This is a genomic window from Alkalithermobacter paradoxus (assembly GCA_002029295.1).
In the GTDB taxonomy this organism is placed as follows: Bacteria; Bacillota; Clostridia; order Peptostreptococcales; family Peptostreptococcaceae; genus Alkalithermobacter; species Alkalithermobacter paradoxus.
This window is the reverse complement of record MZGW01000003.1, coordinates 154,816-176,320: the sequence shown is the minus strand read 5'-3', so window position 1 is coordinate 176,320 and position 21,505 is coordinate 154,816. Positions and strand designations below refer to the sequence as shown.

The following is a 21,505-nucleotide window of genomic DNA, read 5'->3' as shown; positions in this document are numbered from 1 at the left end:
TATGAATAAACAAAATATTGCAAAGTTAAATTTGTTTTTTATGGGACTTAAAGAGAGAAGTGTAGAAAATAGAGACTTCTTTAAATCAATAGAAATAATATATAAGTCTGGACTCAAGGAATTTAAGGGAATAGTAGTTTTAGAAGATGAAAAATATAAATTAAATTTCAAGGGAGCAACTAATAACTATAGTTTTGATGACCTTTGTAAATATATACTAAAAGAAAGTGAAAATTACGATAGTATAAGATTTAAGTATGTGGAAAGAGGAACTACCATATTAATAGAAGGAGATAATAAAGGCGTAAATATAAAATACTTAGAAAATGAAGAAAAAGAAGAAATAGATAGCTACACTGCATCACAGATAAAAAATAGAGATTACTATGTAAAGGTTGGAGCTGCCAATTCAGTTCTGAAAGAAATAGGAATTCTAACTAAAGAAGGAAAAATAAAAAATGATAAAATACGGAAATATAATCAAATAGATCACTTTGTAGAGCTTGTAGATAAATTAATAAAAGAACTTGGAAATAAGGATAGTATAACTATATTAGATTGTGCTTGTGGAAAGTCATATTTAAGCTTTGTTCTTAATTATTATATAAAAGAAGTTCTAAAGAAAAACTGCTATTTTATAGGAATAGACTACTCAGACAATGTAATAGAGTCTTCAAAAAAGATGGCGAGTAATTTAGGATATAAAAATATGGAATTTATAAAGGAAGATTTAAATCACTATATACCAACTAGAGATATAGATATAGTTATGAGTCTGCATGCATGTGATACAGCAACTGATATGGCACTAGGACTAGGAGTTAGAAGTGAAGCTAAAGCTATAGTTGTAGTTCCTTGTTGTCATAAAGAAATACTAAGTCAGTATAAATATGATGAGATTAATCCTATACTAAAGCACGGAGTCTTTAAAGCAAGGTTTGCGGATTTAATCACTGATGGCTTAAGAAGTCTTCTTTTAGAAGGTTATGGATATGATGTATCAGTAGTTGAATACATATCTCCTCTTGACACTCCAAAAAACTTGATGATAAGAGGAATAAAGAAAAAAGATGAAAATAAAAAAGCATTAGATGAATACTATGCTCTTAAGAAATTGCTAGGTGTAGATCCTACATTTGAAAAACTAGTATATAAAATCGTAGAATAGTTGATTTTTTAAATCAAATATACAATAATATAAAATATAAACATAAAGATAGGGGGCCAAGTATGGTAGACATCACCTTTGTTAATAAAGCAGGAGAAATGACCTTAAATAGTTCAAAAATAGAAGATATACTTAAAATGATGGCTGATTTTGAATATGTAAAGGATATAACAGATAGCATAAAGCAAAACAATATAATGGTTTTTGATTGTAAATTAGATAAATCTGCGTTTAAGTATGAAGAACCAGACGGAGAATTTTATGACGATATAGAAGTTGATGAAGATTATTTTCAAGTTATGTTTGAAGATATAAAAGAATATATAAAAGATGTGTGTGATCATATTGAAGATGATTTTAGAGAAGAGTACAAATACGATAGTATAAGGGTTCATTCAGAAATATACAATCTAGATGAGACATTTACTGAGGTGAGCTTTGTTATGAGCATATCTTTTAAAGACATCAAAAGATTAGAACTTATGGATCTTACTAAATTAGTTGCAAAAAGGCAACTAGAAGGATCATCTAAATACTTTAATTAAATTATGATAGGGTGTATAGCCCTATTTTTATTTATAAGAAAATTTAAGTAAACAAATATTGTTGATAAAAATCTTCTATGTATAAATAGGATACCTTGGTATTATGTAAATTAAAAATTAATTTCATTCTAAAATTTCATGAAAGTATACTAAAAATACTTGAAACTTGAGCTTACCATAAATAAAATAAAGCATATGAGTCAGGAGTAATGTTTGTAGTATAAAATATTATTTCGGGAGGAATTTAGGATGGAAGGTAATAGTTTTACAAAAAATGGGAATGTTAATATCAATTTTCTCAAAAACGTTAGAATGATTAATCTGTTATTCATAATATTAATTCTTACATCAGTATCTATAGGATACTTAATTTATTCATCCCTAGAAAATATGAGAATACTGAATAATGATATGAATTTACTTTATCAGAACTTTGAAACTCTTGATAAACATCAAATACAAAGCATGGTTGACGAAGCTAATAGCATTTATAGTAGTGCTAGAAATGTATTCACTAGGATATCTATAATAGTCATATCAACACTAGCTGCCTTAACTTTTATATTGATAAAATTATTAAAAGACTCAATGGCTCAAATAAATTATGTATTAACCAAGCTTTCAAATTATGACTTTACTGTTGATTTAGAAAGCTATGGAAAGAACGAATTTGCCCAAATGAATCGTTCATTATCGAAAGTTATTGAAAATATTAAAGAAGCACTGGCTAATATAAAGATAGGATCTGAAAAGATAACGGGACAATCTCAAAATCTTGCTGCAGTGTCTGAGCAAATGTCATCATCTTCTGAGGAACTTGCATCAACAATGCAACAAGTTGCACAGGGAGCAACTAGTCAGGCACAAGATCTTCAAGAAATTGTGAATTCATTATCAGAATTAACAAACAACATAGATAATGTATATAAAGAGCTTGAAAGTGTAAAATTTGAAACAGAAAATGCAGAAAATAAAGCAAATATAGGCAAACAAGAGATGGATGTATTAATTAGATCTATAAACGAAATAAAAAATACATTTGAGATAGTAGTTACTAGGGTTGAGATGTTAACTAACTCTGTAAGAGAAATAAGTGGTATAACAGAAATAATATCAGGAATATCAGAACAAACAAATTTACTTGCATTAAATGCAACTATAGAAGCAGCAAGAGCAGGAGAACATGGAAGAGGATTTGGGGTAGTGGCTGAAGAAGTACGAAAATTAGCAGAACAGTCAAGGCAATCCACTGAAAAGATTACAAATCTTGTTAATTCTATCATCAAAAATACTGATGATGTAATTTATACTTCTAAAAATGTAACACAGTCTGTAAAAGAACAATCTCAGTCGCTTGAAAATACAGTAAAATCATTTGCAGATATATTAATAGCTATAGAGAATATAGCACCGCTCATGAAAAAGACATATGTTGCAATGGATGATATAGTAAAATCTAAAAACAATGTAATGGAGAGGGTAGAAGAAGTAAGTTCTGTAACAGAAGAAAACACTGCAGCAACTGAAGAAGTAGCAGCTTCTTCTGAAGAAATAACAGCCTCATCTCAAGAACTAGCATCACAAGCTCAAAGTCTAAATCAAATAGCTATAGATTTAAAGGATACTATAAATAGATTTAAGGTTTAGAAAAAATAATGGATAGGCAAAGCCTATCCATTATTTCATTAATTTAGCAGCAGATCCACTAGCACCAAATATTCTTAATTTGTGAGCTACTAACTGTGCTATAGCATCTCTACCTGGAGCTAAATATTTTCTAGGGTCAAATTCAGCAGGATTTTCTATAAGAACTTTTCTTATAGCAGCTGTCATTGCAAGTCTTAAGTCAGTATCAACATTTATTTTACAAACTCCAAACTTACTAGCATCTCTTAACATTTCTTCAGGCACACCTTTAGCTCCTGGAATATCACCACCGAAGCTATTGCACATTTGAACTAACTGTTGAGGTACAGAAGAAGCACCGTGAAGAACAAGAGGGAATCCTGGTAAAAGATTAGTTATCTTCTCAAGTCTTGCAAAATCAAGTCTAGCTTCACCAGCAAATTTATAAGCTCCGTGACTTGTTCCTATAGCTATTGCTAAAGAATCAACTCCAGTTCTTTCAACAAATTCTACAGCTTGATCAGGATCTGTAAATGTAGCATCTTCAGCACTAACATTAACATCATCTTCAATACCAGCTAATTGTCCAAGCTCAGCTTCAACAGTAACTCCTCTTTCGTGAGCATACTCAACAACTCTTTTTGTTAGCTCTATATTTTTTTCGAATGGATAGTGAGATCCATCTATCATAACAGAAGTAAATCCATCATCTATACATTGCTTACAAGTTTCAAAGCTATCACCGTGGTCAAGGTGAAGAACTATTGGCAGGTTGCTTTCTTCAACAGCAGCTTCAACCAGCTTTCTAAGATATATAGGATTAGAATATTTTCTAGCTCCTGCAGAAGCCTGAAGTATAACTGCAGAATTTTCTTTCTTAGCCCCTTCAATTATACCTTGTACTATTTCCATATTGTTTACATTGAATGCACCTATAGCGTATTTACCTTCGTGTGCAAGCTTTAACATTTCTTTAGAATTAATTAATGGCATTTAAATACCTCCTATATAAAAAATTCGTACATAAAGATTATAAACCTAATAATAAAAAAATAAAAGGGTATATATAGTATACTAATTAAATAAAAAGATATACTATATACACCCTAAAGGAAATTAAGCTTTATTTATAGAGCCAAATAACTCCATTTTTTCTTTAACTGTAGCTTTAATAGCTTCAAATCCAGGACCTAATATTTTACGAGGATCGAATCCTTTACCTTCTAAATCTTTTCCAGCTTCTATATATTCACGAGTAGCTTTAGCAAAAGCTAATTGACATTCAGTGTTTACATTTATTTTAGCAACACCTAAAGATATAGCTCTTTTAATCATATCTTCAGGAATACCAGTACCACCGTGTAAAACTAAAGGCATATTTCCAGTAGCATCTTTTATTGCAGCTAGTGCTTCAAAGTTTAATCCAGCCCAATTTTCTGGGTATTTACCATGGATATTACCGATACCAGCAGCTAACATTGTAATACCTAATTCAGAAATAGCTTTACACTCATTAGGATCTGCAATTTCACCAGAACCTACAACTCCATCTTCTTCTCCACCTATAGAACCAACTTCTGCTTCTACAGAGATACCTTTTTCTTCACATATTTTGATTATTTCTTTTGTTTTAGCTATATTTTCTTCGATAGAGTAGTGAGATCCATCAAACATTATTGAAGAAAAACCAGCTTCGATAGCTTTTAAAGCTCCTTCGTAGCTACCGTGGTCTAAGTGAAGTGCAACAGGAACAGTTATATTTAATTCTTCAATCATTCCTTTAACCATTCCAACGATAGTTTTAAAACCACCCATATATTTTCCAGCACCTTCAGAAACACCTAAGATCACTGGAGAATTGTTTTCTTGAGCAGTTAATAAAATTGCTTTTGTCCACTCTAAATTATTGATATTAAATTGACCAACAGAATATTGGCCTTCTACTGCTTTGTTTAACATTTCTTTAGCTGAAATTAACATTATGTAACCTCCATATTTTATTTTAATAAAAATCACATTATTTAGTATTTAACATACAATGAATATTATAATCTAAAATTATAAAATATGAAATAAAAAAATCTTTATTTTTTCATTTTAAAATTTAAAGCACATAGATTTGTAATAACGAGCATTTAAAAGTATAATAATATATGCAGAATAAAGTATCGGGAGGAATGAAAATGCCGCAAATAAAAATAAGAGGAATAGATGCTAATGAAATATGTAAGATAAGTAAGAAACTAGTAGATGATTTAGTAGATGTAGTTCAAGCTCCAAGAGATTACTTTGAGATAGAATGTATATCTTCAGTAGCTATAAGAGATGGAAAAGTAGAAAATGCATACCCATTTATAGAGGTAGCATGGTTTGATAGAGGACAAGAAATACAAGATATAGTAGCAAAAATTATAACTGACACTATAAGAGAAAATCTGGGTATACAGTCTTTAGATTTAGCGTTTACTGTGTTTGAAAAAGAAAAATACTACGAAAATGGACAGCATTTCTAGGAGGATATTATGGCAAAAGGAGAAAGATTAGACAAAATACTGTCTAACTTAGGTTACGGAAGTAGAACTGAAATAAAAAAATACTGTAAATATGGAATTGTAACTGTAAATGGAGAAGTTATTAAAAATTCATCAGTTCATGTAGATCCACAAAATGATGAGATAATATTTGATGGAGAAAAAGTAAACTATAGAAAATACATATATATAATGCTAAACAAGCCTCAAGGTTACATATCAGCAACTTATGATGATGTAGAAAAAACAGTAATAGATATAATAGATCCAGAGTACAAAGTGTTTGATCCATTTCCAGTAGGAAGGCTTGATAAAGATACAGAAGGGCTTTTAGTACTTACAAATGATGGACAACTTTCTCATAGAGTACTTTCACCTAAAAAACATGTTCCAAAAGTATACTACGCAAAAATAGATGGCTTAGTAACTGATGAAGATGTGAAAGCTTTTAAAGATGGAGTAACTTTAGATGATGGATACAAAACTATGCCATCATACCTTAAAATATTAAGGTCTGATGAGATATCAGAAATAGAAGTTAAGATATATGAGGGAAAATATCATCAAGTTAAGAGAATGTTTGAAGCAGTAGATAAAAAAGTAATTTACTTAAAAAGAATATCTATGGGTAACCTAAAATTAGATGAAAGCTTAGCACTAGGAGAATATAGAGAACTTACAGAAGAAGAAATAAAGCTTCTAGAGGAAAGGTAGTGATATAGTTGAAGTTTGAGTTAGATACACATGTTCATACAATAGCTAGTGGACACGGATATAGTACCGTTCATGATTTAGTAAGAGAAGCTAAAAGTATAAATCTAAAAATGTTTGCATTAACTGACCACGGCCCAGCTATGCCGGGAGGACCTCATGTATACCATATAGGAAATCAGAAAGTAATTCCAAGAATTATAGATGGAGTATTTGTACTAAGAGGAGTAGAAGCAAACATAATAGATTATGATGGAAAACTTGATGTTCCAGATGACTATCTAGAAGAACTAGACTTAGTTATAGCAAGTCTTCACGATGTTTGCATAAAGCCAGGAAGTAAAGAAGAAAATACAAGAGCAATAATTAAAGCTATGGATAATAAATATGTAGATATAATAGCTCACCCTGGAAATCCAGCTTTCCCTATAGATGAAGAGAAAGTTTTAAAAGCCGCTAAAGAAAAAAACGTATTAATAGAAATAAATAATTCATCATTCGGAAAGAGTAGACCTGGAAGTAAAGAAAACTGCATAAGAATAGCTAAGATAGCTAAAGAAATGAATCTTAATCTGGCAGTTGGAAGTGATACTCATATATCATTTCAGCTAGGGAAATTTGATTATGTAAAAGAGGTATTTGAGCAAATAGGAATGAGCGAAGACCTTATAATAAATACATCAATACACAAACTTATAAATTATCTAGAACAAAAAGGAAAGAAAAATATACAGGATTTTAAAGCTTTAATACAAACGGAGGAATAAAATTGAAAAAAAGAGAGATGCTACAATTCGTAGTTGAAGATATGGAATTTGGAGGAAACTCATACGGATATGTTGAAAATAAGAAAGTTGAGGTTAAGGGCGGAATAAAAGGTCAAGTTGTAAAGGCCTTAGTAAAAAGAGTAAAGAAAGATAAAGTAGAAGCTAAGTTAATGGAAGTAGTTGAGCCTTCTTCACTTGAGAAAGCGGGAGTATGTAAGCACTATGGACAGTGTGGAGGATGCTCTATGCTTTCAGTCCCTTATGAAGATCAAATAAAAATAAAAGAGAATCAATTAATTTCTTTATTTAAAGAGGAAAATATAAATGGATTCGAGTTTTTAGGAGTAGAAAAAAGTCCAAACTGGCATGAATACAGAAATAAGATGGAGTATACTTTTGGAGACGAAGAAAAAAATGGACCTTTGACACTTGGACTTCATAAAAAGGGAAGAGCATATGACATAATAACAGTAGATGATTGTTTTTTAGTAGATGAAGATTATAGAAAAATATTAAGAACTACAGTTGAATATTTCCAAAAGACTAATCTTCCATATTACAAAACAATGATGCACACGGGATATCTTAGAAATCTAGTTGTGAGAAAAGGAATAAATACAGGAGAAATTCTCATAAATTTAGTTACATCTTCACAAGAGAATTTTGACTTAAGTGAGTACAAAAATGTTATGCTATCACTTGATTTAGAATCAGAAATAGTTGGAATATTGCATACTATAAATGATTCACTAGCAGATGCAGTTAAATGTGATGAATTAAGAGTTCTTTATGGAAGAGATCATTTTTATGAAAAGCTATTTGACCTTAAATTTAAGATATCTCCTTTCTCTTTCTTTCAAACTAATACAAAAGGAGCCGAAAAGCTTTATAGCATAGTTAGGGAGTTTATAGGAGAGAAAAAAGATAAAGTGATATTTGACCTTTATTCTGGAACTGGAACAATAGGTCAAGTTCTTTCAAAAGAAGCTCAGAAAGTAATTGGCATAGAATTAATTGAAGAAGCTGTTGAAGCTGCAAATGAAAATGCAAAGCTAAACAACATAACTAATTGTACTTTTATAGCAGGAGATGTAGGAGAAAAGGTAAAAACATTAAAAGAAAGACCTGATATTATAGTACTAGACCCACCAAGACCAGGAATACACAAAGATGCACTAAAGGATATAATAAGATTTAATGCACAACAGATAATATATGTTTCCTGTAATCCAAAGACTCTTGTTAGAGACCTAGCAGAGCTTGAAAAAGCAGGATACAAGGTACTAAAGGTTAAGGGAATGGATATGTTCCCAAATACTCCTCATGTTGAGTGCGTCGTGAAGATAGAGAAGAAATAGCTTGAAATCAAAGGCTTGGGGCAATTTGCCCCTTTTTTTAATGTGTGTTTTATGTTTCCGTAGACTAAGGTTTTGAGGGGATTTGAACCCCCGGGGGCAATGTCATAAAGCTAAGCTTCAATAAATTGTAAAATTACAATATGAAATATTCAGAAAATAAGATATTTATGAAAATTCCTCTATAATTAATACCACACTAAGGTATTGATGGAGGAATTTTTTATGTTTAACAGGTATGATTTTAAAGAAGGAATAGAAACTACAAATAGAATTATAAATGATATAATGTTTTTATATGATTTTAGAACTAAAGAAACTTATTTTACAAGGATGGGAAGAAGTAAAATGAAATTTACGGACATAATATTATTTATACTTAATTTTGTAAAAAAGAGCTTACAAATTGAATTAGATGATTTCTTTAAAAAAGTACTTAACACTGATATAATTGTTACCAAACAAGCTTTTTCACAGGCTCGCCAAAAGGTTTTACCTGAGGCATTTATATACCTATTAGACAAAGTAAATGAAGGATTTTATAATGCATCATTTAAAAAATATCGTGGATATAGGCTATTAGCTATTGATAGTACAGTATTAGAATTACATAATAGTGAAGAATTAAGAAATACTTTTGGGTATATTGAAAATCAAAATGCAAAAGTGGCTCGTGCAAGAGCTTCGGCATTATATGATATAGAAAATGATATGATAATAGCTTCTAAGCTGACACATTATAGAGCAAGTGAAAGAGAGATTGCTGAAACTTTGATAAATAAAATGTGTGAAATAGGAACATATAATGATTTAATATTGTTTGATAGAGGTTATCCATCACATGATTTCATAAAGTTTATTGAATCAAAAAATATTAAATATTTAATGAGAGTTAGCTCTAAATTTTTTAAAGCTGTTGTTAATGCTCCAAATGAAGATCAAATTATGAATATTTCATATAAAGGAAGTTCTGTTAATATGAGAGTTCTAAAGTTTGAATTGAATTCAGGTATTACGGAAATTTTAATAACTAATATATTTGATGAAGATTTTATAGTAGCAGACTTTAAAGAGCTGTATTTTAAAAGATGGGGAATTGAAGTTAAATATAATGAAATAAAAAACAAACTGCAAATTGAGAATTTTACAGGTGAAACACCAATAGCAATAGAACAAGATTTTTATGCTACTATGTATCTTGCCAATATGGTTGCATTAGCGAAACAAGATGCTAATCAAGTAATTGAAGAAAAATATAAAGAAAAAGGTTTAAAGTATGAATATAAAGTTAATACTAACGTACTTATAGGTAAGCTTAAAGATAAATTAATTACTTTGATATCTATAAATAACCCGTGGAAACGCTCACGAATGTTAAAATCTATTCAGCAAGAAATTGAAAAAAATGTAATTCCAATTAGACCTGATAGGCAGTTTGAAAGAAAAAATAATAACTCTACTCAGATGGTAAACAAAATGAACAAAAAGAGAGCTTTATAAAATACATATATATTTTTTTATGGAAAAAACTTTCATTGAAAGCAGTGAAGGTTTATTTGTTGTGCTTAAAATATAAATAATATAAATATAAACATGACTATTAAGAAAAAGCTCTTTTTATTATGAATTTTTTATCACTAGATATTGTATTTTTCCAAAATATTCAATATTAAGTTGATGACATTGCCCCCGGGGGTGCACTTTTTCGCAAATATATATTGGGAGATATAAATAAAATTATAAAATAGAATGATACTAAATTGGTAATCAGAATTTGTTTTTGTATATACTTATTAAATGGATTAAGGTATAAAAATATTATTTGCATTTATCAAAATTCTATTATAAAATATATAAACAAGGATGTTATAGGATGTGAGTTTGTATATGAGATTTATTGGAAGCAAGTCAAATTTATTGGAAAATATTGAAATAGTAGTAAATGAAAATATAACAGACAAAGTAGATACTTTTATGGATTTGTTTTCTGGAACTGGTACGGTAGGAGAATTTTTTAAAAAAAAGTATCGTATCATTTCAAATGATATTTTATATTTTTCATATATTTTGCAGAAAGCAAAGATTGAAAATAATTCAATACCTAAGTTTTTAGGGTTAAAAAAGATAGGTATTGAAGATCCATTATATTATTTAGAAAATGAAAAATTTGAAATTACAGATAAGTTTTTTATAACTAAGAATTATTCACCTTATCTTGATTGCGAAAGGATGTATTTTACAGTTGAAAATGCTAGTAGAATTGATTTTATTAGATTAAAAATAAATGAATGGAAAGAAAAGTCATACATTACTGAAAAAGAATTTGCTTATTTGTTAGCGACTTTAATTGAAGCAGTACCATATATTTCGAATATATCAGGTACTTATGGAGCATATTTAAAACATTGGGATAATCGAGCTTTAAGCAATTTAAAATTAAGAAGGATTGACATTATTGATAATCAAAGAAATAATAAATGCTATAATGAAGATGCTAATGAACTAATTAAGAAAGTTAGAGGAGATATTTTATATATTGATCCACCGTATAATGGGAGACAGTATATAACAAATTATCATTTACTTGAAACTATTGCGAGGTATGATGAACCATCAATTTACGGTAAAACTGGATTAAGACCTTATGAAAAAGATAAATCATTATATTGTTTAAAAAGTGAAGTGTTTAATGTATTTGAAGAATTAATTAAGAAAGCAAAATTTAGAAATATTATTGTTAGTTATAGTTCTGATGGATTGCTTACTGAAGAAGAAATAAAAAGTATAATGATAAAATATGGTATTAAAGATACATATAAGGTTTATAAAATTCCATATAGAAAATATAAAAGTAAGCATAAGCAATTATATAATGAACTTTATGAATATATATTTTATATACAAAAAGATTTAAATAATCCTAAAAAGGACATTAAGCAAATTAAAGCTAAAGTGAATACTTATAAAGGAAAAGAATATATAAAAAGTCCGTTAAATTATATTGGTGGGAAGTATAAATTGTTAAATCAAATAATACCGTTGTTTCCTAAAAAAATACATACATTTGTAGATTTATTTGCAGGTGGTTTTAATGTTGGAATAAATGTTAATGCAGAAAAAATATATGCTAATGATATTAATAATTATGTAGTAGAAATTTTAGATACATTTAAAAATACTTCAATAGAAAAAGTAGTTAGGTATATTGAAAATAGAATTAAAGAGTTCGGCTTATCAAAACAAAACGAAGAAGGATTTAGAAAATTCCGAGATTATTATAATATTACAAAGAAACCTTTGGATTTATATACTTTAATATGCTATTCTTTTAATTATCAGTTCAGATTTAATAATAATCAGGAGTATAATAATCCTTTTGGAAGAAATAGAAGTCATTTTTCAGATGAGCTAAAGAAAAAACTTATTAGATTCATTGAAGAATTGCATAATAAAAATGTCGAATTTATATGTAGTGAATTTGAGTATTTTGATTTTAATAAAATCAAAGAAAATGACTTTGTTTACTGTGATCCACCATATTTAATTACAACAGGCTCTTATAATGATGGTAATCGTGGATTCAAGGATTGGAATATAGAGCAAGAAATAAAATTGCTTAATTTGTTAGATTCATTAAGTAAAAGAAATATTAGATTTGCATTGTCAAATGTATTACGCCATAAAGGTAAAGAAAACAAAATTTTAATTGAATGGTCAAAAAAATATAATATTCATTATTTAAAAACAAGCTATTCAAATTCAAGCCACAATACAACTAGGGGAGAAAGCGAAGAGGTTTTAATAACTAACTACACCGAATAACAAAATTATTATATTGTTATTCGGTTTTTCCTATTTTTGTGATATTATAAGTATGATGGGAGGGATGTATTGTGGAACAAGTTAGGTTAGCTGATATAACAGTTAGAACTTTTGGTTGGATTCAGAATCCAGGTGATTTTAATAAATTAAAAAAAGTGGTGCAAGTTTTTGATCATACATCTAATACACATGAAAAATTAAAAAATGTAATAATTCCTTCTTTAATCGAAGAAAGAGATGGAAGAGATAGGTTTATTCAAGAATTAAGTAAAATACCACTAAAATTAAAGTATGCGGATTTAGTTGGAACAGGATTTAAGCCAAGAAATAGTGCAAGATGCAATGGAATTATACAAGCAATTGTAGAGGGGCAAGGTGGAAAAAAATTTGTAGATAATTGGTCTGCAGATGGTTATATTAGATGGGCACATGCATTAGGTTTTATTGACTATGAATATGCTACTGATACATTTTTTATCACTCAATTAGGTTTTGATTATTCAAGAGCTGAGAATGATAGTCAAGGTGAAAAAGATATTTTAATAAAGGCAATATTGTCATATCCGCCTGCTGTTAGAGTATTAGATTTACTTTCAAATGGCGACCATTTAACAAAATATGATATAGGAAGGATGTTAGGCTTTTCTGGGGAAGCAGGATTTACATCATTACCTCAGAATATTCTAATAAATGCATTAGCAATATGTGACAATAATGAAGAATGCAATAGAATGAAGTCAGATTGGGATGGCTCATCTGATAAATATGCAAGAATGATTGGAAGTTGGTTATCTAAACTTGGATTAGTTTCTAAAATAAGTAAAAACTTTAATGTAATTGTTGATGGTGTAACTAAGACTGTAAGTATTGCACATGCGTTTAAAATTACTCCAGAAGGGTTAAGACAATTGAGAAGGGCAAGAGGTGTAAATAAAGCTCAGAGAATTACAAAAAGAGTTTATTGGGAAATGTTTGCGACTAAAAAAATGGATAGAGTGTATGTAAGAACTAGAAGAGCATATATTTTAAAAGCTTTGGAAAAATCATCAGGTTTAATTACATTAGATAAAATAAAAGAAATATTAACTACTAAAGGACTAGATGAAAATATAGAAACAATAAAAGATGATATTAAAGGTTTAATTAACATAGGATTAAATATAGAAGAAAGTAGCAGAGGTTATAGTTTGAAAGATACAATCAATGATTTCACTATACCAGTAATTGAACACGAACAAACTATTAAAAGTTCTATAGAAGAATTAAAATCTGAATTGAGAACACAGCTAAATGTAATTTCACATGATTATTTGCAGCTAGTTGATATATCACAGGATTCACAACAAAATCGTTTATTTGAAATGAAAGTTATGGATTTGTTTATAAATGAATTTGGTTACAATGGTAGTCATCTAGGTGGTAGTCGTAAACCAGATGGAATATTATATACAGAAGGACTTTCAAAAGACTACGGAATTATTGTAGATACAAAAGCATATAAAGATGGTTATAACTTACCTATAGCTCAAGCCGATGAAATGGAAAGATATATTCGAGAAAACATAGATAGAAATGAAGTAGTTAATCCAAATAGATGGTGGGAAGTGTTTCCTTCAAAGATTAATGATTATAAGTTTTTGTTTGTAAGTGCCTATTTTAAGGGGAATTTTAAAGAACAACTTGAACGTATAAGTATAAATACGGGAATACTTGGTGGTGCAATAAGTGTAGAGCATCTTTTATTAGGTGCAGAATATTTTAAAAGAGGCATTTTATCTCTTGAAGATGTAAGAGATAAATTTTGTAATACAGAAATTGAGTTTTAATTAAAAAAATTATAAGGAAAATGAAATAAGATGGAACCGTATATAATGACTGAAAAGCTAAGGAGGGATGACATGATTGTAAAGACTAAATATGCAAAGGATTATAACCTTGTACATAGATATTTATGTGGGGATAGAGATGCTGGACAAGAATTATATGCAAGCATTTACCCTCTTGTGCAGCAGTTTATTTGGAATCATACAAATGCCAAAACTTTAACAGAATCAGTTAAAGAAGAAATTTTATCACAAACTATGATGACAAGTGTTGAAAAATTAGAGTATTATAATGGTACTTCTTCATTTTCTACATATGTTTGTGGTATTGCAAAGTTTAAAATACTTGAAAAAATTAAGAGCAGTATAAAGGAAAGTGAAAAAGAGAATAATATTATTAATATAGAAGAAAATACCAGTATTTTTGATAATCCTCTTAATATTATTATAGACAAAGAATTAAGAGAGACCGTCGCTAAAGCGCAACAAATGTTATCTAGAGATCATCAACAGGTAATACAACTAAGATTGAATGGAATGACAGCTAAACAAATTGCAGAAATGGTTGGGATGAGCGAAGATGCTGTTAATTCGATGTTTTATAGAGCTATTAAGGCATTTAAAAAGAATTTTGAAAATATATATTATAAATAGCGACGACTTTTTAAGTTTTTTGCCATTAAATAATAGGAGGTGTGAAAGATGTTAACAGTAGAAAAGGCTTTAGGAATATATACAGATAAACTTAATTCTAACGAAAAAATAGATTTGACCTTTTTTGAAAAGAAATTAACTAAAGAAGACTACAAAGAATTCTTAGAGCTTATTGAATTTGTTAAATTAGCAAAGTCTACACAGACAAATAATTCCTTTGATAAAATGTTTTCAAAGATTGATAAATTCAAGAATGAATGTTATGAAGAACAATTGCCTAATGCTTCAGGTTTCAGAAAAAATAAAGGAGCTGATGCAAAAGAAGCAATGGATAATTTAGAGAAATTATTTAAGGAGGAATTCGGGGATGATGAGTAAGTCATATTTTGGGAAAATTGACCCCGAATATAAAGCTAGAAATATTATCAATGAATTAGGGTTGGATATGAATAAGCCAATTGATCCATTTTTTGTTGCACATGAACTTAATATTGTTGTAAAGAAACATAAAATTGGACAAGGTGTTTTAGGCGCATGTAAAGCTGTTGGATTAAATAAACTTATAGCAATAGATCCAGATTTAAATAATGAAGGAAGAGAAAAATTTACTCTTGCTCATGAAATAGGGCATCTTGTATTAAAGCATAGATTACGCTGTTGCAATAAAGATGATTTAAATTGGCAAGGAAATACTTTAAGCGAGGAACAAGATGCAAATTTGTTTGCATCAGAATTATTAATGCCTCGTAATGCTATTGTACCTATTCTTAAAAGAAATGAAGTGACTATAGAACTTGCAGAGCAACTGGCAAGTGAGCGTAATGTTTCAGTTACTGCAACGGCTATAAAATTAGTAAATCTTTCTCAAGATCCAACAGTACTTTTATATTTTGAGAATGGTAAATTAAAATGGAGTACATATTCTAAAAATAGTAATTTTATAAAGCTTTCAAGAAATATTGATGCTGATTTTCTAAATACAACATTTGGAATAAAACAGTGTAATTCATCTGATTTTTTTGAAAATGTTTCAGAAGATAGTCTATGTTGGATAGATTCGAAGTTTTATAGTAATTATAATTTTCATATGTGCATTATAAGATTAGATGAAGAACCAGAAGATATATATTACTAAATAAAAAATTTTATATTATACAAATTAAAAATAAAAAGACCACGAAGTCATCATTGAGATGATAACGTGGTTTTTTTGTGTCTAGAAAAAGATTGAAAAGGAGCTACATCCAATACGGTGTAGCTCCTTTTTTAGATAGGAACTAAAACTTTAAAAAAAAAATTTATGTATGTAAATCTAAGTAAAATCAATAATGGCACGGATTTTTGCAAGTATTTCAAGTTTAAAATAAAACACGTTTTTTTCTAAAAATTTTTTTAAATAAGCAAAAAGTCTGCATATTTAACTTTTATTCTTATATCACAGAGCAAAGGAAAGGGGGTGAGAAAGCGATGGGACCAAATGAAAGACGCATAGAAATCATAGAAAGATTATGTCATAGAAGGCAAGACACAATGGCTAACTTAGCAAATGAGTTTGGGGTTAGTATTAGAACCATTAAAAATGATATTGATATCCTATCGCTTTCTTACCCGATAGAAACTATTCGAGGACGACATGGTGGAGGTATCAAGATTACAGATGGTTATAAGTTAAATCAAAAATATTTAAAGCCAGAACAAGTGGAATTATTAAAAAGATTAAGTATCCTGCTGTCAGGTGATGACCTTGCCATAATGAATAGCATTATTAAAGACTTTGCTCTAAAAACATAAAAGTGAAGGAGGTGGAATTTATGACTGATATAAATTTAGTTCTTGCAGAAGAACTAGAAAGACTTGCAGCAGAATATCGAGCAAAAGCAAAGAACCATACAATAAATGATCAAATAAGCATTCAAGATATAAGCATGGTGCTAACAGAGAAAATGAAAAAAGGTAAGATAACAGAAATTAAAGCACTATTAAGAAAATATGGTGCAGAGAAGTTAATTGAAGTTAAACTTGAAGATTATGCTGATATTTTTGAAGATGCTAAAAAACTTTAAACTAAAAAATGGAGGTAAAAAAATGAATGAATTACAGATTTTTAAAAATACAGAATTTGGAGAATTGAACGTTTTAATTATTGACGGAAAAGAATATTTTCCAGCAACTGATTGTGCAAGGATGCTTGGATATTCAGATCCTTATGATGCAATTAATAGGCATACAAAGGGGTCGGTGAAACACCGAGTCCTTACAAGTGGTGGTGAACAGGAAATAAAGTTTATACCAGAAGGAGATCTTTATAGATTAATTGTTAAATCAAAATTACCTAAAGCAGAACGTTTTGAACGATGGGTTTTTGATGAAGTTTTACCTTCTATAAGAAAACACGGAATTTATGCAACGGATAAGGTAATGGAAGAAATGCTAAATAACCCAGATACAATGATAAAAACACTTCAGGCACTAAAAGAAGAAAGAAAAAAGATACAAAAGCTTACAGAAAAGATTGAAGAACAGGATAAGAAACTAGAATTATTTAGAAATCTTCAGCGTTTAAATGAAATGCTTAGAGCTTCAGATATTGGTATGTACTATGGAATAACGGCACAGGAGTTTAACAGAATAATGCAGGATGCAGGTGTAATTAAAAAAGTTGATAACAACTTCTATGGTCGTAATCCATACTACGTTATGACAGCTGAATACAGCCATACAAAATACTGTCAGGTTATTACTGATACCTTGAAAAATGGAATGAAAATAAAGACAAATGTGTGGCTTCCTGAATCATTAGAGTTTATTGATGAAATCATGAACCAGTATGGATGCAAATTTGAAATTTAGCAGCTGTTACTGGAAGGGAGGTGGTTTTTATGTCAGAGATAAAGCTATTTAAACATCAGCAGCATGTGTTGGAGGAGACAATGGATAAGTCAAAGGTAGCCTATTATCTCGACATGTGACCTAGTGGGCTTAGGCAAGACATTTTTAGGTTCAGAGAAAATGAAAAAATTAAATACACCTTATAATCTTCTAATCTGTCAAAAGTCTAAAATCAAGGATTGGGAAGAGCATTTTAAAAGCTACTATGACTTAGAAATTATAATTTTTAAGAATCAACCTATAGAGAGCATACCACAAAATAGTGTAATTATTATTAATTATGATTTGGTGTGGCGAAGGAAGCAATTACAAAAGCTAAAGGATTTTACATTAATACTTGATGAATCGCAGTATATCAAGAATGAAACATCCAACAGGGCAAAATTTATTTTAAGCCTTAATCCTGCAAATGTAATTCTTCTCTCTGGTACTCCTACAGGTGGAAAATATGAGGAGCTGTGGTCACAGCTTAGACTTCTTGGATGGAATATTAGTAAAAGCTCCTTTTATAATCACTACACAATTACAGAAAAGATTGATGTTGGAGGATTTAAAATTCCAGTTGTAAAAGGCTATAAAAATGTTGATAGGTTAAAGGAAAAACTAAAATCCCATGGTGCAGTATTTATGAAAACAGAAGAAGTATTTGACCTGCCGGAGCAGATTGAAACCTTAGTAAGTGTTGCAAATACAGCAGAATATAAAAAGTTTAAAAAAGAAAGAGTTATTACAATTGATAGTGAAACCTTAACAGGAGATACAGCACTTACAAAGTTATTGTATCTAAGGCAGTTAACATCTATTTACAACTCAAATAAACATCAGGTGCTAAAAGATATCTTTGAATCCAGTAATGATAGATTTGTTATCTTCTACAATTTTAAAAGAGAGTTTGAGATTATAAAAAACATATGTTTTAAGATAGATAGACCCATTTCCTATATTAATGGAGACGGAACAGACCTTGAAAATTATGAAAATAAATCAAACAGCATTACATTGGTTCAGTATCAATCAGGGGCATCTGGAGTTAATTTACAAAAGGCAAATAGAATTATTTATTTCAGCCTTCCACTATCTAGTGAATTTTGGATGCAGTCAAAAAAGAGAATACACAGGATAGGGCAAAATAGGACCTGCTTTTACTACTATCTTATTACAGAAAACAGCATAGAAGAAAAGATACTTGAAGTATTAAAACAAAGGCGGGATTTTACAGTAGAGCTATTTGAAAAGGTGATGTTATGACAGAAAAACAGTTTCAAACTAAAGTTATAAGATACTTAAAAACACTTTCTAATACTTGGTTTTTTAAAGTTTTTGGAGGTGGATTCCAAAGAAGTGGTATTCCAGATTTAATCTGTTGTATAAATGGAGCTTTTGTAGCAATTGAGATGAAAGCAGAGAAAGGAAAAGCAACAGAACTTCAAAAAATGAATATAAAAAATATAAATGAAGCAGGAGGCATTGGAATCATTTTATACCCTAAAGGATTTGAAGAATTTAAAAAACTCATAGAGGGGGTGCTGATGTGCAATTTTCCCACAGCAGAGTTGAATGCTTTGAAAAGTGCAAGTACCAATTCAAACTGCGATATAAAGACAAATTAAGAACAATACCTTCACTGGCAGCAGATAGTGCTTTAATAGTTGGCTCAGCATTACATCTTGGTATTGAGGAAGGTATAGAGGCAATGGAGCAATATTATTATAATCAGTATCCGGTTATTACTGATGCTCATGTAAATGAAGTAATTAAGCTTACATCATTAGTAAAAAAGGCTCAAATTGTAATAAATAAAATGCTTCATAATAAAGAGCCTACTGAAAAATATGAGTTTAAGATAAACTTCCCAGAGTTTATTGGCTTTGTAGATTTAATTATCTATAACCAAGATGGAAACCTTAGCATTTATGATTTTAAATACAGCAATAATATAGAGCATTATCTGGAGTCAAAACAGCTGCATTTATATAAGTATTACTTAGAAAAATTAGGCTTTAAGGTATCAGAAATAGGGTTTATTTTTATTCCTAAAACAGCTATAAGAAAAAAGAAAACTGAGGATTTATATCAGTTTAGAAAAAGGCTTCATGAAACTTTAGAAACTATGGAAGTTAAGGTGATTCAAATTCCATATGATGAGACTAAGGTTCAAGAATTTAAGCTAAGATGCAAAGAAATTATTAATGAAAAAGAATATGAAAAAACACCATCAAGACTTTGTGATTGGTGTGAATATCAAGGATATTGTGAGGGAGGACAAACATATATGTTATTACCACAAAACGTTAGAAGAGAACTACAAATAGACAGGTATCCGGATATGTGGATATATGCCGACAGTTACGTTGGAAAATCAACTTTTGTTGATCAGTTTGATGATTTATTATTCTTAAATACCGATGGAAATACAGATAATACCACAAGTCCAGTTGTAAGGATAGCTGATGAAGTAACTTTTGAAGGAAGACTTAAAAAAGTCAAAATGGCTTGGGAAGTGTTTTTAGATGTTATTACTGAGCTTGAAAAGAAAGATAACAATTTCAAAAGAGTGTGCATTGATTTAGTTGAGGATTTATATGAACACTGCAGGCTTTTCATGTATAACAAGTTAGGCATAGATCACGAGCAAGATGCAGGTTTTGGAAAAGGTTGGGATATGGTGAGAACTGAATATCTATCAGCTATTAAAAGGCTTAAAAACTTAGGATATCAGATAATTTATATTTCAAAGGAAGTAACTACAGAGATAACTCTTAAAAATGGAGCCAAGCTTACAACCATTAAACCTAACATCAATGAAAAAATAGCTAACGTTTTAGCTGGAACAGTAGATTTAACTGTAAGAGCTTATATGGATGGCGAAGAAAGATATCTTCAACTAGAGAAGAAAGAGAATGTCTTCGGTGGAGGCAGGTTTAACTTCAAGGTTCCAAAAGTGAAACTTGATAAGGATGAGTTTATGAAAGCTTTAGAAGATGCACAAGAAGGTGTAAAAACTTATTCTAAAGCAGAAACAGTAGCTGTTGAAGGAGCAGATACTTCTAATAATACAGCAGCAGTAGAGGATACAACTGTATCAGAGACAGAAGAACCAGTAAAAAAGAGCAGACGCTCAAGAAAACAACAATAATTTGAGGAGGAATTAATTATGTCAACAAAAAATTTATTTGCAAAGTTTGATAAGGAATTTGATATTCAAGGCTTAAAGGAAGATTTAAAAAATGTAGGGACAGGAGAAGGACAATACAAAGATGTACCTCTTGGAACATATGAGGTAAAAATTGAAAAAATGGAACTTGTAGAATCAAAGACAGGTAAACCTATGTTATCCTGCTGGATGAAAATCTTATCTGGTGAATATCAAAATTCCATATTGTTTATGAACCAAGTTATAAACACAGCTTTTGGGCTTCATAACGCTAATGAATTTTTAAGATCTCTTGAAGCTGGAATAGAAGTAGAGTTTGAAAGTTTTTCACAATACTACGATTTAATACTTGATATTCATGAAGCAATTGATGGCAATTTAGAATATGCTGTGGAGTATGGAGAAACCAACAAAGGATTTAAGACCTTTAAAATAACTGAGGTTTTTGAGGTTTAATAGG

General features: G+C 29.6%; 22 protein-coding genes. 20 read left to right on the top strand and 2 right to left on the bottom strand.

What is annotated here, in order from left to right; genetic code table 11:
• The first annotated feature begins 1 nt into the window (after nt 1).
• From CLOTH_RS05485 to CLOTH_RS05475, 3 genes are all read left to right on the top strand, one after another.
• A complete protein-coding gene (locus CLOTH_RS05485; protein WP_079411953.1) occupies nt 2-1,168 on the top strand; it encodes a class I SAM-dependent methyltransferase in 1,167 nt (388 codons plus the stop codon).
• Nucleotides 1,169-1,230: 62 nt separating this feature from the next.
• Nucleotides 1,231-1,713 (top strand): hypothetical protein, encoded by a 483-nt coding sequence (locus CLOTH_RS05480; RefSeq protein ID WP_079411951.1) that lies wholly within the window; start codon nt 1,231-1,233, stop codon nt 1,711-1,713.
• A gap of 249 nt (nt 1,714-1,962) precedes the next feature.
• The gene (locus CLOTH_RS05475; protein WP_079411950.1) at nt 1,963-3,360 is read left to right on the top strand and encodes a methyl-accepting chemotaxis protein; all 1,398 of its coding nucleotides are present in this window, start codon (nt 1,963-1,965) and stop codon (nt 3,358-3,360) included.
• 30 nt (nt 3,361-3,390) lie between these two features.
• On the opposite strand, the gene fba (CLOTH_RS05470) is transcribed toward CLOTH_RS05475, so the two are convergent.
• Nucleotides 3,391-4,332, bottom strand: coding sequence for a class II fructose-1,6-bisphosphate aldolase (gene fba / locus CLOTH_RS05470; protein WP_079411948.1), 942 nt, complete (start codon nt 4,330-4,332; stop codon nt 3,391-3,393).
• A 123-nt stretch (nt 4,333-4,455) separates the two neighbouring features.
• The gene (gene fba, locus CLOTH_RS05465) at nt 4,456-5,319 is read right to left on the bottom strand and encodes a class II fructose-1,6-bisphosphate aldolase (RefSeq protein ID WP_079411946.1); all 864 of its coding nucleotides are present in this window, start codon (nt 5,317-5,319) and stop codon (nt 4,456-4,458) included.
• A 203-nt stretch (nt 5,320-5,522) separates the two neighbouring features.
• Here fba (CLOTH_RS05465) and CLOTH_RS05460 point away from each other — a divergent pair, with 203 nt between their 5' ends.
• The 17 genes from CLOTH_RS05460 (at nt 5,523) to CLOTH_RS05380 (ending at nt 21,501) form a co-directional block, all read left to right on the top strand.
• Nucleotides 5,523-5,852, top strand: a complete 330-nt coding sequence (locus CLOTH_RS05460) for a DUF1904 domain-containing protein (protein WP_079411945.1) — start codon at nt 5,523-5,525, stop codon at nt 5,850-5,852.
• Nucleotides 5,853-5,861: 9 nt separating this feature from the next.
• Nucleotides 5,862-6,584 carry a pseudouridine synthase gene (locus tag CLOTH_RS05455; RefSeq protein ID WP_079411943.1) on the top strand — a complete coding sequence of 241 codons (723 nt, stop codon included), beginning with the start codon at nt 5,862-5,864 and terminating at the stop codon, nt 6,582-6,584.
• An 8-nt stretch (nt 6,585-6,592) separates the two neighbouring features.
• Entirely contained in the window at nt 6,593-7,348 is a 756-nt protein-coding gene (locus tag CLOTH_RS05450; protein WP_079411942.1) for a phosphatase, read from the top strand.
• A 2-nt stretch (nt 7,349-7,350) separates the two neighbouring features.
• Complete coding sequence (rlmD, locus tag CLOTH_RS05445; protein WP_079411940.1) at nt 7,351-8,706, top strand: 23S rRNA (uracil(1939)-C(5))-methyltransferase RlmD; 1,356 nt, start codon at nt 7,351-7,353, stop codon at nt 8,704-8,706.
• A 222-nt stretch (nt 8,707-8,928) separates the two neighbouring features.
• A complete protein-coding gene (locus CLOTH_RS05440; RefSeq protein ID WP_079411938.1) occupies nt 8,929-10,203 on the top strand; it encodes an IS4 family transposase in 1,275 nt (424 codons plus the stop codon).
• A gap of 387 nt (nt 10,204-10,590) precedes the next feature.
• Nucleotides 10,591-12,525: a Dam family site-specific DNA-(adenine-N6)-methyltransferase gene (locus tag CLOTH_RS05435; RefSeq protein ID WP_079411937.1), complete on the top strand. Its 1,935-nt coding sequence runs from the start codon at nt 10,591-10,593 to the stop codon at nt 12,523-12,525.
• Nucleotides 12,526-12,596: 71 nt separating this feature from the next.
• Complete coding sequence (locus tag CLOTH_RS05430; protein ID WP_079411935.1) at nt 12,597-14,351, top strand: restriction endonuclease FokI C-terminal domain-containing protein; 1,755 nt, start codon at nt 12,597-12,599, stop codon at nt 14,349-14,351.
• 72 nt (nt 14,352-14,423) lie between these two features.
• Nucleotides 14,424-15,002 carry an RNA polymerase sigma factor gene (locus CLOTH_RS05425; protein ID WP_158080471.1) on the top strand — a complete coding sequence of 193 codons (579 nt, stop codon included), beginning with the start codon at nt 14,424-14,426 and terminating at the stop codon, nt 15,000-15,002.
• Between the two features lie 48 nt (nt 15,003-15,050).
• Nucleotides 15,051-15,380: a hypothetical protein gene (locus CLOTH_RS05420; RefSeq protein WP_079411932.1), complete on the top strand. Its 330-nt coding sequence runs from the start codon at nt 15,051-15,053 to the stop codon at nt 15,378-15,380.
• Entirely contained in the window at nt 15,370-16,137 is a 768-nt protein-coding gene (locus CLOTH_RS05415) for an ImmA/IrrE family metallo-endopeptidase (RefSeq protein WP_079411930.1), read from the top strand. Before CLOTH_RS05420 ends, CLOTH_RS05415 begins: the two co-directional genes overlap by 11 nt.
• A gap of 332 nt (nt 16,138-16,469) precedes the next feature.
• Nucleotides 16,470-16,793, top strand: a complete 324-nt coding sequence (locus CLOTH_RS05410; RefSeq protein ID WP_079411928.1) for a helix-turn-helix transcriptional regulator — start codon at nt 16,470-16,472, stop codon at nt 16,791-16,793.
• A gap of 20 nt (nt 16,794-16,813) precedes the next feature.
• Nucleotides 16,814-17,065, top strand: a complete 252-nt coding sequence (locus tag CLOTH_RS05405) for a hypothetical protein (protein WP_079411927.1) — start codon at nt 16,814-16,816, stop codon at nt 17,063-17,065.
• Nucleotides 17,066-17,087: 22 nt separating this feature from the next.
• Nucleotides 17,088-17,852: a BRO-N domain-containing protein gene (locus CLOTH_RS05400; RefSeq protein ID WP_079411925.1), complete on the top strand. Its 765-nt coding sequence runs from the start codon at nt 17,088-17,090 to the stop codon at nt 17,850-17,852.
• A 123-nt stretch (nt 17,853-17,975) separates the two neighbouring features.
• Complete coding sequence (locus CLOTH_RS05395) at nt 17,976-19,139, top strand: DEAD/DEAH box helicase (protein ID WP_331722020.1); 1,164 nt, start codon at nt 17,976-17,978, stop codon at nt 19,137-19,139.
• Nucleotides 19,136-19,501, top strand: a complete 366-nt coding sequence (locus CLOTH_RS05390; protein ID WP_079411923.1) for a VRR-NUC domain-containing protein — start codon at nt 19,136-19,138, stop codon at nt 19,499-19,501. Before CLOTH_RS05395 ends, CLOTH_RS05390 begins: the two co-directional genes overlap by 4 nt.
• Nucleotides 19,423-21,027, top strand: coding sequence for an AAA family ATPase (locus CLOTH_RS05385; RefSeq protein WP_079411921.1), 1,605 nt, complete (start codon nt 19,423-19,425; stop codon nt 21,025-21,027). The genes CLOTH_RS05390 and CLOTH_RS05385 overlap by 79 nt, the downstream gene beginning before the upstream one ends.
• Before the next feature lie 18 nt (nt 21,028-21,045).
• Nucleotides 21,046-21,501: a DUF669 domain-containing protein gene (locus CLOTH_RS05380; protein ID WP_079411920.1), complete on the top strand. Its 456-nt coding sequence runs from the start codon at nt 21,046-21,048 to the stop codon at nt 21,499-21,501.
• Nucleotides 21,502-21,505: the final 4 nt, after the last annotated feature.